At 64.8% G+C, this 14,447-nt stretch carries 11 protein-coding genes; 10 read left to right on the forward strand and 1 reads right to left on the reverse strand.

Features of this window, described 5'->3' with window-relative positions; translation table 11 throughout:
* Nucleotides 1-9 precede the first annotated feature (9 nt).
* Complete coding sequence (locus FJ967_RS20945) at nucleotides 10-1,164, forward strand: efflux RND transporter periplasmic adaptor subunit (protein WP_140733720.1); 1,155 nt, start codon at nucleotides 10-12, stop codon at nucleotides 1,162-1,164.
* Between the two features lie 44 nt (nucleotides 1,165-1,208).
* On the opposite strand, the gene FJ967_RS20950 is transcribed toward FJ967_RS20945, so the two are convergent.
* A complete protein-coding gene (locus tag FJ967_RS20950) occupies nucleotides 1,209-2,117 on the reverse strand; it encodes a LysR substrate-binding domain-containing protein (RefSeq protein ID WP_140733721.1) in 909 nt (302 codons plus the stop codon).
* 100 nt (nucleotides 2,118-2,217) lie between these two features.
* Between FJ967_RS20950 and FJ967_RS20955 the strand changes: the two genes are divergently transcribed.
* From FJ967_RS20955 to FJ967_RS20995, 9 genes are all read left to right on the forward strand, one after another.
* Complete coding sequence (locus tag FJ967_RS20955; protein WP_140733722.1) at nucleotides 2,218-3,006, forward strand: 2OG-Fe(II) oxygenase; 789 nt, start codon at nucleotides 2,218-2,220, stop codon at nucleotides 3,004-3,006.
* A gap of 117 nt (nucleotides 3,007-3,123) precedes the next feature.
* Nucleotides 3,124-3,816 carry a GntR family transcriptional regulator gene (locus tag FJ967_RS20960; RefSeq protein WP_140733723.1) on the forward strand — a complete coding sequence of 231 codons (693 nt, stop codon included), beginning with the start codon at nucleotides 3,124-3,126 and terminating at the stop codon, nucleotides 3,814-3,816.
* A gap of 34 nt (nucleotides 3,817-3,850) precedes the next feature.
* Nucleotides 3,851-4,960, forward strand: coding sequence for a mandelate racemase/muconate lactonizing enzyme family protein (locus FJ967_RS20965; protein ID WP_140733724.1), 1,110 nt, complete (start codon nucleotides 3,851-3,853; stop codon nucleotides 4,958-4,960).
* Nucleotides 4,957-6,141, forward strand: a complete 1,185-nt coding sequence (locus FJ967_RS20970) for a mandelate racemase/muconate lactonizing enzyme family protein (RefSeq protein ID WP_140733725.1) — start codon at nucleotides 4,957-4,959, stop codon at nucleotides 6,139-6,141. The genes FJ967_RS20965 and FJ967_RS20970 overlap by 4 nt, the downstream gene beginning before the upstream one ends.
* Before the next feature lie 242 nt (nucleotides 6,142-6,383).
* Nucleotides 6,384-8,042, forward strand: coding sequence for an ABC transporter substrate-binding protein (locus FJ967_RS20975; protein ID WP_140733726.1), 1,659 nt, complete (start codon nucleotides 6,384-6,386; stop codon nucleotides 8,040-8,042).
* Between the two features lie 135 nt (nucleotides 8,043-8,177).
* Nucleotides 8,178-10,538 (forward strand): molybdopterin guanine dinucleotide-containing S/N-oxide reductase, encoded by a 2,361-nt coding sequence (locus FJ967_RS20980; RefSeq protein ID WP_140733727.1) that lies wholly within the window; start codon nucleotides 8,178-8,180, stop codon nucleotides 10,536-10,538.
* Nucleotides 10,539-10,540: 2 nt separating this feature from the next.
* A complete protein-coding gene (locus tag FJ967_RS20985; RefSeq protein ID WP_140733728.1) occupies nucleotides 10,541-11,494 on the forward strand; it encodes an ABC transporter permease in 954 nt (317 codons plus the stop codon).
* Nucleotides 11,491-12,369, forward strand: a complete 879-nt coding sequence (locus FJ967_RS20990; RefSeq protein ID WP_140733729.1) for an ABC transporter permease — start codon at nucleotides 11,491-11,493, stop codon at nucleotides 12,367-12,369. The genes FJ967_RS20985 and FJ967_RS20990 overlap by 4 nt, the downstream gene beginning before the upstream one ends.
* Entirely contained in the window at nucleotides 12,362-14,434 is a 2,073-nt protein-coding gene (locus tag FJ967_RS20995; protein ID WP_140733730.1) for an ABC transporter ATP-binding protein, read from the forward strand. The genes FJ967_RS20990 and FJ967_RS20995 overlap by 8 nt, the downstream gene beginning before the upstream one ends.
* Nucleotides 14,435-14,447 lie beyond the last annotated feature (13 nt).

Here is a 14,447-nt window from a genome sequence, read left to right on the forward strand (position 1 = left end):
AGACTGATCATGCGTAAATGGAAAATCGCGTTGGGAACAGCTGTCGCGCTGGGTGCTATCTCGGTCGCCAGCGTCCACCTGCTCGACATGGGCAACCTCAGGCTCAGCGCCAGCAGCGCCGGAGCGGCAACGCCGGCTCCAGCGGCGTTCGTGATGCCGGTGCCGGTGGCGAGCGTGGTGAAGAAGACGATCCCGATCTACCTCGACTACGCCGCCCGGACCGAGCCAATCCGCAGCATCACGCTACAGGCGCGCGTGCCCGGCTACCTGCAGGAACAGACGGCGCAAGACGGCGCCGATGTCCGCCAGGGCGACCTGCTCTACAAGATCTCGCCCGACGACTTCCAGGCCGCGCTTGACCAGGCGAAAGCGCAGGTGCAGCGCGACACGGCAACGCTCGACTATGCGCGGTCCAATCTCGGCCGCGGCACCGAGCTCGCCAAGAGCGGCTACCTGGACAAGGACAGCTTCGACCAGCGCACCTCGACCTTGCGCGAGGCGCAGGCGTCGCTGGCGCTCAACCAGGCGGCCGTGCGCACGGCAGAGCTCAATCTGGGCTACGCCGAAATCCATGCGCCGTTCCCCGGGCGCCTGGGCCGCAACCAGGCGTCCGTGGGAACGCTGGTCAGCGTTGCCGGCACCGTGCTGAACACGCTGGTGCAGCTCGATCCGATCTATGTCACCTTCAATCCGAGCGAGACGGACCTGGCGCAGATCGAGGAAGCCCGCGCCGCCGGCCCGATCGAGGTCGAAGTCCTGCTGCCGGGCGAGACCGAAGCCCACCAGAAGGGCGAGCTCACCTTCATCGACAACACGATCGATCACTCGACGGGCACGATCACCGCGCGCGCCACCATCGGTAACGCCAAATTCAACCTGCTGCCTGGCCAGTATGTGCGCGTGCGGCTGCACGTCAAACAACAGCCCGATGCGCTGATGGTGCCGCAGGTGGCACTGGGGTCGAGCCAGCTCGGCAAATATCTCTATGTCGTCGGCAAGGGCAATACGGTCGACCAGCGACTGGTTTCGCTGGGGCCAACCAGCGGCGACATGATCGCCATCCTCAGCGGCGTCGCCGAGGGTGATCAGGTGATCACAGGCAATCTGCAGAAGATCGGCCCCGGAATGCCGATCTCGCCCCTCCCACAGAAACCGGCTACCTGACTCCCCCGCAGGCCCGGTTTCCGCGCGGCGCCCTCGACCTTTTCTCAGGTCGCGGGCGCCGTTTTCACGAGCAGACCGACCAGGGCGACGACGTCGGCGCGATCGGCCTTTGCCGCCGGCATGAAGGCGCAATAGGGATGCCCCAGGCGCACCGAAACAGCAGACAGCGCAATCAGCCGGCCCGCATCGAGATCGGCCTGGGCCATCACCCGTTGCCCAAGCGCAATGCCGAGGCCCAACCGCGCCGAGGTTATCGCCAGGCTCGACAGGCCGACGCGGCGGCCATGCGACGGGTCGGGCGACCGGCTGGATCCGCATGCCGCGAACCAATCCGTCCAACTCGGATGCGAGGCATAGTTTGGTCCCCAATTGGTATGGATGAACTGGCTCTCATGCAAATCGGCTAGGCTCGCATCACCATTGCCGTGCCGCTGCCAGAAGTCCGGCGCGCAGACCGGCAGCACCTCGTCATGGACCAGGCGGACCATCCGCAGGCCGGGATAGTGATAGTCGCCGTAGCTGATACGTACGTCGACATTCCAGCGCATCGGGTCGATCGGATCGTCTTCGGCGCGCACGTCGATCGCCATATGCGGGAAGGCCTCGAGGAGTAAGGCCAGTCTCGGCGCCAGCCACAGCTCGGCCAGCGAGAACGGCACACTGACGACAAGCCGTGTCCTCAGGCTGCCTTCCAGCATGCGCTGGCCGATCGCGGCAATGTCGCCGAGCGCGCGCGCCGTCTGCGGATAGATGGCATGGCCGGCATCGGTCAGTGTGATGCGGTTGCCCGTGCGTACGAAAAGCTGCTTGCCGAACCAAGTTTCGAGATTGCGGATCTGCTGGCTGACCGCCGCCGAGGACACGCCGAGCTCCGTCGCCGCCAGGGTGAAGCTGCCGGACCGGGCAGCGACCTCGAAGGCTTTGATCGCATTCAGCGGCGGCAGCCGATCCACATCGAACTCCAAAAGTTTTTCTTGGCCAATCCTAATAATTTTCGGCGTTGAGAGAAAGAATTTTTTGCCGTCTTCTGTGCCCAACCCTGGAGCACATCACATGAAAGACATTCTCGATCTCGACCGCTATCCGCTCGACCGCGAAGGCAGCCCCGAATGGCACCGTCTCGTCGAACAGTCCATCGCGGCGCTCGAAGCCGATGGCATGTTCAACCTCGAAGGCTTTCTGCGACCGGGCGTCGCCGACAGGGCCGTGCGCGAAATCAAGCCGGTGATGGACACGCAGTCCCATGTCCACAAGCGCATGCACAACATCTACTTCAAGCCCAGCATTCCCGAACTGGCACCCGACCATCCCGCGCTGCGCACGGTGGAAACCATCAGCCACACCGTCTGCGCCGACCAGATACCTGACAGCACGGTGATGGCGATCTACGAATACGAACCGCTGGTGCGCTTCCTCGCGGCAACGATGGGCAAGGCAAGACTGCATGTCATGCAGGATCCGCTGGCACGCACGAATGTGATGGCCTATCGCGCCGGCGAAGCGTTGAACTGGCACTTCGACCGCTCGGAATTCACCACAACGCTGCTTTTGCAGCAGGCGGAGCGCGGCGGCGACCTGGAATACCGCACCGATCTCAGATCGGACGAGGACCCCAACTATGACGGCGTCGCCAGGCTGCTCGAAGGGCGCGATCCCGACGCCAGGATCCTGCGCATGAAGCCCGGCACGCTGAATGTGTTTCGAGGCAAGAACACGGCGCACCGCGTCACCACGGTCGAAGGCGAGCGCGAGCGGATGATCGCGGTGTTCTCCTACTATGAGAAGCCAGGCGTGATGTTCAGCGAGGAAGAGCGTGTCGGCTTCTACGGCCGTGCGGCCTGATCCCTCCCGGCCAGATCGACCCGGCTGTCGTCGAAGACGAAAAAACCTGCGACAGCCTCTTGTTAGATTGTCGACAATCTGATTGTCTTGCTCTCTCTTCTCGCTGGAGTGGGTCGGATGGTGAAGACGGAGTTCAGCCCGATTGCCGATACGACGCGTCGCGCCGAAATCGTGGCGCTGCTGCGGCGCGCGATCCTGACCGGCCAGCTCGAACCCGGCCAGAAGCTCAACGAACTCAGGATTTCCGAACAGATGCGGGTCAGCCGCGCACCGTTGCGCGAAGCGATGCGCGAGCTGGTGCAGGAAGGCATCCTGACCAGCATCCCCTATGCGGGCACCTTCGTCATCGATGTGACCGCCAAGGACATCGACGATGCCTATTCGCTGAACAAGGTGCTGGACGAGTTCGCCATCGAACAGACATGGCCGCAGCGCGACCGGCGCTTCTTCGACGAACTCGACCGGCGCCATGAAGCGGTCAAACAGGCGACACGCGACCTCGACACCACAAGGCAGATCGAGTCCGCCCTGCAACTGCACGGCCTGATCTACGAATGGGCCGACAATTCGGTGCTTCTGGAAACCTGGCAAAGGCTGATCAGCCGGTTGCAGATGTATTTCGCGCTGCACCAGCAGGCACGCAACGAGCCGGTGCCGGCGGAGGACGTCCACGAAACCTATGTACGGCTGCTCAAGGGCACCGACATGCGCGCGGCCCAGCGTCACGCCCGCGAGCATATCAATCTCGACTTCGAGCAGCTGCTCTCCTACGCGCGCAGCCTCGAACAGCGTCCGTCGAAGGGCGCCTGACCACCCCCTAACATCCTAGCCAACGGACAGACACGTGCAGATCGAAACCATCAAGGCCTATCACGTCGTGCAGCCCTTCGTGGACGGCCCCTACCGCATGTCCAAGGGGCGCGTGGCCGACTGCTTCGACGCGGTGATAGTCGCCATCACCTCCGATAGCGGCGTGACCGGCTGGGGCGAGATGGCGCCGCTCGGCAATTTCTACTCGGCCGCCTTTCCGGCCGGCACAAGGGCCGGCGTGCCGGAGATCGCACCGCACCTCATCGGCCAGGATCCGCGCGGGCTGGCCGGCATCGGCCGGCTGATGGACACCGTGTTCAAGGGCCATCCCTACATCAAGTCAGCGCTCGACATGGCGTGCTGGGACCTGGCGGCGCGCGCCGCCGGCGTGCCGCTGGTGACCATGCTTGGCGGCCGTGAGGGCGACATGGCCGAGACCTACCGTGTCGTCACCCACGGCACGCTCGACCAGATGGCGGCTTTGGCCAAGCGGATCATCGCCGAAGGCTGCCGCCGCCTGCAGGTCAAGGTCGGCGGCAATGTGCATGACGATATCGAGCGCGTGACGACGGTGGCCTCGGCCGTGCCAAAGGGCACGGTCATCTTCTGCGACGCCAATGCCGGTTGGACGCCCTATCAGGCGCGCCAGTTCGCCGACGCGACGCGTGGCATCGACTACACGTTCGAGCAGCCCTGCACGACGCTCGATGAAAACATGTCGGTGCGCCGCATGCTCGACAAGCCGATGGTGCTGGATGAATCCGTCACCTCGCTCGGCGAGATGCTGGAAATCCACCGCCGCGGTGCCGCCGATGGATTGACGCTGAAGATATCGCGGCTGGGCGGCGTGACGCAGGCACGGCTGATCCGCGACGTCGCCGTCGATCTCGGCTTCATGATCACGGTCGAGGATACCGGCGGCGCGGAGATCGATACGGCCGCGATGGCGCATCTGTCGCTGTCGACGCCGGCCGAGCGCCGACTGCACGCCATCGCTTTCCACGAATGGGTGACGGTGCGCACGGCCAGGAATGCACCGCCGGTGACCGGCAGCCACATGGGCATCCCCGACGGCCCCGGCCTCGGCATCGACGTGGATCCGAGCCTGCTTGGCGAACCCTTCTTCGAGATCGGCCGAACATGAAGATCAAACGCATCAAGGCAACGCCGATCAACTACCGGCTGGAAGCGCCCTACGTCTGGGTGTTCGGTGAGCTCGACGGTTTTTCGCCGACCATTGTCGAAGTCGAGACCGAGGACGGGCTCACCGGCATCGGCGAGGCGCCGACGCCTGGAGCCGCCGCCATCATCAACGACATTCTGGCGCCGCGGCTCGCGGGTCGCGACGCCTTCGACATTGCCGGCGCCGAGGCGGTCTGCCTGCCCTTCTGGAGCGGTGTGCAATCGATCAACGACCGCACCCGCATCATGGCTTTCGGCGCTATCGAAATGGCGCTGTGGGACCTGCGCGGCAAGGCGTGGCAGCAGCCGCTCTACCAATTGCTCGGCGGCGCCGTGCGCAAGGACATCCCGTTCACAGACTATTTCTCATTGCGCGGCGATGGGGCCAAGGTGAAGGGCGAGAAGACGCCGGAAGCGGTCGCCGACTACTGTGTCGAACTCCATCAGCGTCACGGCACGACCTTCTTCGAAGGCAAATTCTCGACGCAGGACCCTAAAGTCTCGATGAATATGGTCGAGCTGATCCGCAAAAGGCTCGGCGACGCGGTGATGATCCGCATCGATTCCAACCAGGCCTATTCGCTGGCGACCGCCAGGCAGTTGGCGCGGCCGCTGGAGGAGCTTGGCGTGCGCAACTGGGAGGACCCGGTGGCTACAGCCGAGGAGATGCGGGGGCTGCGGCGCCACACCTCGATCCCGTTCTCGACCCATAATATCGATATCGCCCGCGCCACGGAGCTGAAGGTGCCGGACGCCTTTGTCGGCAACCCGACGGCGCATGGCGGCATCAATCGCATGCTGCGCTTCGTCGGCGCCTGCGAGCATGCCGGCATCGACTATTGGTGCTACAGCGGCGACACCGGCGTCGGCAGCGCCTGCTACCTGCATCTGTGCGCCGCGCTGGGCTGGATTCGGGAGCCCAATCAGTCGCTGTTTCGCATGCAGCCGATAGACATCATCGAGGAAGGCCCGTTCGCGCCCGAGAACAATACCGTGCCGGTTCCCGAAGGCCACGGCCTCGGCGTGACGCTGTCGCAGGAGCGGCTTGCCGCCTGCCATCGCGATTTCGTCGAAAACGGTCCCTGCAACAAATATCACGACCCGGAAAAACCCGGCACGTATCGCAGACTGCCGCTGAATTAGGAGGGATGTCGAAAAGCAAGCAGGATTTATCGGGAAAAAGGCGACTACTGGTCGCCTGGCCGACAGACAATTCATCAAGAAAATCTGACTTTTCCATCCCAACGAGCGGATGGACCGGTCGGAGCCGCATGCTACAGTCCATCGACCGATATTGGTGAGGGCCGGGAACAGGAGAACTCCACGGAACTCGTCAATTTGACTGCACTCGCCAACCACAACAACTGGGGAAAGGGCTTAGACCCATGAAGAATTACCGCATTCTCGATCTGCTGCGGCGTGGCCGCTCGCCGCTCGAAAACCATCTCATCGACGGCCTCGTCGACGGTCGCGTCAGCCGCCGCGACTTCATCCGCCACGGCAGCCTGCTCGGCCTGTCGCTGCCGCTCCTGGGCGGCATCACCACGGCCGCCGGCCTTGGCGGCATGCCGTCGCTCGCTCGCGCCGGGGCGCCCGGCGCCACCATTCGCGTCGGCAGCAGCGTGCCGGCCGCGACGATCGATCCGGTGACCATCGCAGACGCCGGCGGCCTGCTGGTCATGCAGCAGGTTGCCGAATTCCTGTGTGTCGACGGTCCCGACCTCGTGCTCAAGCCGGCGCTGGCCGAAAGCTGGAAGCCGAACGACAACGGTACGGTGTGGACCTTCAAGCTGCGTAAGGGCGTGAAGTTCCATTCGGGCGGCGAGATGAAGGCCGACGACGTGGTGGCCAGCATCGACCGGCTCGCGGATCCTGCGAATTCGTCCAACGCGCTGTCGGTCTTCACCGGCATTCTGCAGAAGGGCGCCTCCAAGAAGGTCGACGACTATACGGTCGAGTTCCACCTCGATGCGCCGAACGGCAACTTCCCCTACATGCTGTCGTCCGACAACTACAACGCCGTCATCATCCCGGCGACCTACAAGGGCGACTACGAAAAGAGCTTCGACGGCACCGGTCCGTTCAAGGTCGAGAAGTACACCGCCAAGGTCGGCGCGTCCTTCGTCCGCAACGAGGACTATTGGGGCGAAAAGGCGTTGCCGGATCGCACGGAATTCACCTTCTTCGCCGACATGCAGCCACAGATCCTGGCGCTGCAGGGCGGTCAGATCGACATCATCAACCAGATGCCGGTCCTGTCGGGCGTGGCGCTGCTCAACGACCCCAATGTCGACATCATCAGCCTGAAGTCGTCGGCGCATCAGCAGTTGCACATGCACTGCGACGAAGGCCCGACCAAGGATGCCCGCGTGCGCCGCGCCATCGCGCTCTGCCTCGACCGCGACAAGCTCGCCGCCGGTCTGATGAAGGGACGCTCGGCGCTCGGCAATGACAGCCCGTTCGCCGCCGTCTACCCCTCGACAGACGCCAGCGTGCCGCAGCGCAAGCAGGACATCGCGCAGGCCAAGCAACTGATGGAAGCCGCCGGCGTCGGCCAAGGCTTCAAGATGACGCTCACCACCGAGCGCTATCTCGAAATCCCCGAATACGCGCAGCTCATCCAGAACTGGGTGAAGGAGATCGGTATCCAGCTCGAGCTCAACATCCTCGACCAGGGCGCCTATTACGGCGATGCGGTGTTCGGCAAATCGAACTGGCTGGATTCGGCGATGGGCATCACCGACTACGGCCATCGCGGCGTGCCGAATGTCTATCTCGCGGCACCCTTGAAGAGCGACGGCACCTGGAACGCCGCGCACTTCAAGAACAAGGACTATGACGCGCTGGCGACCAGCTATATCGCCGCGCTCGACCTCGAAGCGCAGAAGGCGGATGCCGGCAAGATCCAGAAGCTCCTGCTCGAGGAAACGCCTGTCATCTTCGGTTATTTCTACGACTATCTGACGGCGACGGCCAAGGGCGTGACCGGAGTGCAGCCGACAGCCATGTCGCAGCTGTTCCTCGAAAAGGCATCCAAGGCGTAAGCGGGAGGAGACAAGCCCGTCCCGCATTTGCCAGCCCCGCAAGGGGCTGGCGCTTTCGCCGTCAGGCCAAGGCCAGTCGCACTCCGGCCTGACCGGCGATCGTTGGCGCGGGACAATGCATCGCCGAGCTGTCCTATGGAGTCCGAGACGCTGCTCACCACCATGCATTGGGGGACCTACGAAGTCCGTGCCGAGAACGGCCGGCTCGTTGGCGTCGAGCCATGGAGCGGCGACGCCGATCCTTCGCCGATCGGCAAGTCCATGCTCGACACGGTACAAGGACATCTTCGCGTGTCTCGTCCCGCCATCAGGCGCGGTTGGCTGGAGGGCGACAGGTCCAAGCCGGCGGGCAGGCGCGGCGGCGAGGCTTTTGTCGAAGTTCCCTGGGAAACCGCGCTTGATATGGTGGCGGCGGAACTGAAGCGCGTCCGCGTCGAGCACGGAAACGCCGCGATCTATGCCGGTTCTTATGGATGGGCGAGCGCGGGGCGATTCCATCACGCGCAAAGCCAGGTCCATCGCTTCCTCAACACGATCGGCGGCTATACGAGCTCGGTGCTCAGCTATTCCTACGGCGCGGCCGAAGTCATCCTGCCGCATGTGCTTGGCGGCACGGATGGACTGACCGGCAATCATTCCACCTGGGACGGGATCGAAAGCCATAGCGAGCTGATCGTCGCCTTTGGTGGCCTGCCCTGGCGCAATGCACAGATCCAGGGCGGTGGTTCGGCCCGTCACGAGGCAATGGCGGCCTTGCGCAACGCGGTCGGCAACGGGGCCAGGCTGATCAATGTCTCACCGGTACGTGACGACGCACCGCGTGGCGTCGAGAGCGAATGGCTGCGGTTGCGGCCCAACAGCGACACCGCCCTGATGCTCGCCCTGTGCCACGTCCTTATCGACGAGGGTCTCCACGACGGGGCGTTCCTGGCACGCTATTGCACTGGGTTCGAGGCGGTGCGGGCCTATGTCATGGGCGAAGCCGACGGCCAGCCGAAGGACCCCGCCTGGGCCGCCGCGCTGAGCGGCGTCGCCACGGAAACAATGCTCGCTTTGGCCAGGGAAATGGCCGCCAAACGCACTATGCTAATGGTCAGTTGGTCGCTGCAGCGCGCCGACCATGGCGAACAGCCCTACTGGGCGGCGATCACGCTTGCGGCACTGCTCGGACAGGTCGGATTGCCGGGCGGCGGATTCGGCTTCGGCTATTCCTCGACAAACGGCGCCGGTCGCCCGGAAATGGGATTTCGGTGGCCATCCCTGCCGCAAGGCAGGAACCAGGTGCCGGACTTCATCCCGGTCGCGCGCGTGGCCGACATGCTGCTCGATCCAGGCGGCGCCTTCGACTTCAACGGCGCGGCGATGACCTATCCGGATACCAGGCTGGTCTACTGGGCCGGCGGCAATCCATTCCACCACCATCAGGACCTGAACCGCCTCGTCGAGGCATGGCAACGTCCCGAAACGGTGATCGTCCATGAACCCTTCTGGACGGCGACGGCGCGCCATGCAGATATCGTGCTGCCGGTTACAACGCCGCTGGAGCGGAACGATCTCGCCTTCTCGAACCGGGAAAACCTGGTCGTCGCGATGAAACAGGCGATCGATCCCGTCGGGGAAGCGCGCGACGATTTCGCCATCTTCGCCGCTCTTTCGGCGCGGCTCGGCACCAGCGATGCCTTTACCGAGAGGCGCGGAGCCGAAGAGTGGATCCGACTGCTTTACCAGCAGGCCAGCGAAAATGCCGCTGCGGCCGGAGTCGATATGCCGTCCTTCGGCCGCTTCTGGCAGGACGGACACGCCGATCTTGCCAGGCAGGTCACGTCACAGACCTTGCTTGGCGCCTTCCGCACCGATCCGGAGCGGCACCGGCTGGCGACGCCGTCAGGCCGCATTGAACTCTTTTCCGCGACGATCGAGGCCTTCGGCTATGACGACTGCCCTGGCCATGCCGTGTGGCGTGAGCCTCGAGAGTGGCTGGGAAGCGATCTTGCCGGCCGGTTTCCGCTGCATCTCCTGTCCCCGCAGCCGGCCGACAAGCTGCACAGCCAGTACGATCACGGCTCGGTCAGCCGCGCCGGCAAGGTGTCGGGTCGCGCGCCGCTGTGGATCAATCCGGTGGATGCCGCGGCGCGTGGCATCGTGGACGGAGCGGTCGTTCGCGTCTTCAACGAGCGTGGCTCCTGCCTTGCGGGCGCCGTGCTGACGGATGGCGTGATCAGGGGCGTCGTCCAATTGCCCACCGGCGCCTGGTTCGATCCCTCGCAGCCTGGACAGCCGCACAGCCTGGAAAAGCACGGCAATCCGAATGTCCTGACAGCCGATCGCGGTACATCGCGCCTTGCGCAATCGCCGACCTGCAATTCGACGCTGGTGGAGGTGTCGCGATTTGAAGGCGCCGTTCCACCGGTGACAGCATTCGATCCACCTGCCACAGTGTGTCTAGCCGAAGTGTCCGGCATGTCCGGACCTCAGCCCAACCATAAGGAGGCCTAGCCATTCTCTCCTTCTTTGCCCGGCGTGTCTCGCTGTCGCTGGTGACGCTGTTCCTGCTGAGCGTGATGGTGTTCCTGGGTGGCCAGGTTCTGCCCGGCAATGTCGGCCGCGCGATCCTTGGACCGTTCGCCGACCAGCGCGCGGTCGATGCGCTCAATCATTCGCTGGGTGTGGATCGCCCGCTGCTCACCCAGTACTGGAGCTGGATCTCCAACTTCGTCCAGGGCGACATGGGCACCTCCTACATCTTTCGCTCGCCGGTAGCGCCCTTCGTCATCGACGCGCTCGGCAATTCGCTGAAGCTCGCGGCCGTCGCCTTCGTGCTGGTGGTGCCGATCGGCATACTGGGCGGGGTCGTCGCGGCCCTCAACCTCAACCGCCCGCTCGACCGCATCATCAGCCTCGGCGGCCTGTCGGTAACGGTGCTGCCCGAATTCGTCACCGGCATTATCCTGATCCTGATCTTCGGCGTCTGGCTGCGCTGGCTGCCGATCTCGGCGGCGTGGCCGAAGGATGCCGGTTTCTTCACCCAGCTCTATTACCTCATCCTGCCATCGCTGCCGCTGTTCCTGGTGCTGTTCGGCTATATCGCGCGCATGGCGCGTTCGGGCATGATCGAGGCGCTCGATTCCGACTATACGAGAACGGCGGTGCTCAAAGGCCTGCCTTGGCGCACGGTGATCTGGCGCCATGTGCTGCGCAACGCGCTGATGCCCACCATCACCGTCATCGCCACCCAGACCGGCTACCTCATCGGCGGCCTTGTCGTCATCGAGACGCTGTTCCGCTACCAGGGCATCGGCTCGCTGATCTTCACGGCGGCGCGCGGCAAGGATTTTCCCATGCTGGAATCGGGCATCCTCACCATCGGCATCGTCTATGCGGTGGCGACATTGGTCGCCGATTTCCTCTACTCCGTGCTCAATCCGCGCATCCGCCTGGGGTCAGACCAATGAGCGCCGTCCAGACCACCTCCCCCGCACAGGACGACACCCGTCGGCGCGGCCCGTTGGCCGAAGTCCTGTTCTCGCTGCTGCGCTCTCGAACGTTCCTCGTCGGCATTGCAATCGTGCTGTTCTGGGTCGTCTGCGCGCTGTTTGGCGAGCACTTCGCCCCCTACGATCCGCTTGCCGACGACATCATCAACGCACTGGCGCCACCTTCGGGCGAACACTGGTTCGGCACCGACCAGATCGGCCGCGACGTGTTCTCGCGCGTCATAGTCGGCTCGCGCGATATCCTGACGGTAGCGCCGCTGGCGACCTTGCTGGCGACGGTCGCGGGCACCGCGCTCGGCCTCACCACCGGCTATTTTCGCGGGCTGGTCGACGACGTCGTCAGCCGCATCCTTGAAGCCTTCATGGCCATCCCCGTGGTCATCGTGGCGCTGCTCGCCATCGTCGCGCTCGGCACCTCCAAGACCACCGTCATCGTCGTCATCGGCCTCAGCTTCGCGCCGATCATCGCGCGCACCGTGCGCTCGGCGGTGCTGGCCGAGCGTGAACTCGACTATGTCGCGGCCGCACAGCTCAGGCATGAGAGCGCTTTCCACACCATGTTCGTCGAGATCCTGCCCAACATCATCCCGCCGATCCTGGTCGAGACCACGGTGCGGCTGGGCTACGCCATCTTCGCCGTCGCCACGCTGTCCTTCATGGGCTTCGGTATCCAGCCGCCGTCGCCGGACTGGGGGCTCTCCATCTCCTCGAATTACGGCATGATCGGTGGCGGCTTCTGGTGGACGGTGCTGTTCGACGCACTCGCCATCGCCTCGCTGGTGATCGGCGTCAACCTGGCCGCCGACGGCGTTCATGGAGCCTTCAATGACTGAACCCGTAAAGGCCCGCGGTACAAAAGCCGAAAGCGCCGGCACCAGGAACGCGCTCGAACTGCGCGATCTGTCGGTGGCCTACCGCGTCGCCGGCCGCAACCGCGCTGTATTGCGCAATCTCAGCCTCACCATCGGCCAGGGCGAGGCCTATGGGCTGGTCGGCGAATCCGGTTGCGGCAAGTCGACGGCCGCACTCGCCGTCGTGCGCTATCTCCCGCGCAACGGCTCGATAGCGGGCGGCGCCATCGCGCTCGACGGCCAGGATGTCATGAAGCTCGATGCCGAGGCGCTGCGGCGCGCCCGCGCGACAAGCGTCTCGATGGTCTATCAGGACCCGGGCAAGGCGCTGAACCCGTCGATCCGCATCGGCCGGCAGCTGACCGAGATTTTCGAGCTTGCCGGCATTGCCGGACAGGCGGCGACCGAGCGGGCGACCGCCATGCTGAACCGCGTGCGCATCTCGGACCCGCCAAGCGTCATGCAGCGCTATCCCCACCAATTGTCGGGTGGCATGCAGCAGCGCGTGGCGATCGCCATGGCACTGGCCAACGACCCGTCCATGCTGATCCTCGACGAGCCGACCACCGGACTCGACGCCACCGTCGAGGCCGAGGTGCTCGATCTCATCGCGCAGCTGCGGCAGGAACTCTCCGCCTCGATCCTGTTCATCAGCCACAACCTCGCCGTCGTCTCCAACATGTGCGACCGGGTTGGCGTGCTCTATGCCGGCATGCTGGTCGAGGAAGGACCGACCGAGGTCGTGTTCAACGATCCGCGTCATCCCTATACCGTGGCATTGCTGCGCTGCCTGCCGCGCGGCGGCCAGCGCAAGGACCAGGGCCGGCTCGACACGATCCCCGGTTTCCTGCCGGGCATCGGCGCCACCATCAGGGGCTGCGCCTTCGCCGACCGCTGCGCGCTCGCCGACGAGCGCTGCCGCACCGAATTGCCGCCGCTCTATGATCTGAGCGACGAGCGCGGGACGCGGCTGTCGCGCTGCTTCCATCATGACAAGGCGCAGGCCCTGCCTCGCGCCACGCCCGCCGACGTGGCGCTTCCGCCAAAGCCGGTGACAGCACCGGTGCTGCGCGTTGCCGGACTGAACAAGACCTATGCCAGCCACGGCCATCCGCTGCGCGCCGTCAAAGACGTGTCGCTTGATCTAAGGCCCGGCGAAACGCTCGGGCTGGTCGGCGAATCCGGTTCCGGCAAGACCACCTTCGCCAGGCTGCTGCTCGGGCTCGTGCCGCCAGACGAGGGCGGCACCATCGAACTCGAAGGCAAGACATTGGCGCCGAAGCTGGAGAACCGCGGCGACGACCAGGTCAAGGCGATGCAGATCGTCTTCCAGAATCCGGACTCCGCGCTCAACCGCTCGCACTCGATCCGCCACATCCTCGGCCGCGCCTTGAAGCGGCTGGCCGGCCTCTCCGGCAAGGCGCGGGAAGCGCGCCTGGAAGACCTCGTGCGTGCCGTGCGGCTGACCGACCGGCATCTCGCCGTCAAGCCGCGCCAGCTGTCGGGCGGTCTGAAGCAGCGCGTCGCCATCGCGCGCGCCTTCGCCGGCGATCCACGCATCGTGGTCTGCGACGAGCCGACCTCGGCGCTCGATGTGTCGGTCCAGGCGGCGATCCTCAATCTGCTCGCCGATTTGCAGGCCAAGGAGGACGTCAGCTACATCTTCATCTCGCATGACCTCGGCGTGGTGCGCTACCTCTCCGACAAGATCGCCGTGCTCTATCTCGGCCGCATCATGGAGCTTGGGCCATCGGAAGCCGTCTTCTCCGGGCCGCACCATCCCTATACCGAGGCGCTGCTGTCGGCCGTGCCCAAGCTCGACCAGAGCGGGACCGCGCGCATTCGCCTCGACGGCGAAATCCCCAGCGCCGTCAACCCGCCCTCGGGCTGCGTCTTCCATACGCGCTGCCCGCGCAAGATCGGCCCTATCTGCGAGCAGCAGGAGCCGCAACTGGCCGAGGCACAGCCCGGCCATTCGATCCGTTGCCATATTCCATATGCCGAACTGGCAAGGTTGCAGAAAGCCGCCCTGGCCGAGCTGGCCTAGACTTGCGCTCCCG

It is taken from the genome of Mesorhizobium sp. B2-3-4 (assembly GCF_006442315.1).
In the GTDB taxonomy this organism is placed as follows: domain Bacteria; phylum Pseudomonadota; class Alphaproteobacteria; order Rhizobiales; family Rhizobiaceae; genus Mesorhizobium.

Excerpts from the sequence above, each read along its gene's own strand:
- FJ967_RS20945 (WP_140733720.1), top strand. The coding sequence starts at position 10 with ATGCGTAAATGGAAAATCGCGTTGGGAACAGCTGTCGCGCTGGGTGCT.
- FJ967_RS20955 (WP_140733722.1), top strand. The coding sequence starts at position 2,218 with ATGAAAGACATTCTCGATCTCGACCGCTATCCGCTCGACCGCGAAGGC.
- FJ967_RS20960 (WP_140733723.1), top strand. The coding sequence starts at position 3,124 with ATGGTGAAGACGGAGTTCAGCCCGATTGCCGATACGACGCGTCGCGCC.
- FJ967_RS20970 (WP_140733725.1), top strand. The coding sequence starts at position 4,957 with ATGAAGATCAAACGCATCAAGGCAACGCCGATCAACTACCGGCTGGAA.
- FJ967_RS20975 (WP_140733726.1), top strand. The coding sequence starts at position 6,384 with ATGAAGAATTACCGCATTCTCGATCTGCTGCGGCGTGGCCGCTCGCCG.
- FJ967_RS20980 (WP_140733727.1), top strand. The coding sequence starts at position 8,178 with ATGGAGTCCGAGACGCTGCTCACCACCATGCATTGGGGGACCTACGAA.
- FJ967_RS20990 (WP_140733729.1), top strand. The coding sequence starts at position 11,491 with ATGAGCGCCGTCCAGACCACCTCCCCCGCACAGGACGACACCCGTCGG.
- FJ967_RS20995 (WP_140733730.1), top strand. The coding sequence starts at position 12,362 with ATGACTGAACCCGTAAAGGCCCGCGGTACAAAAGCCGAAAGCGCCGGC.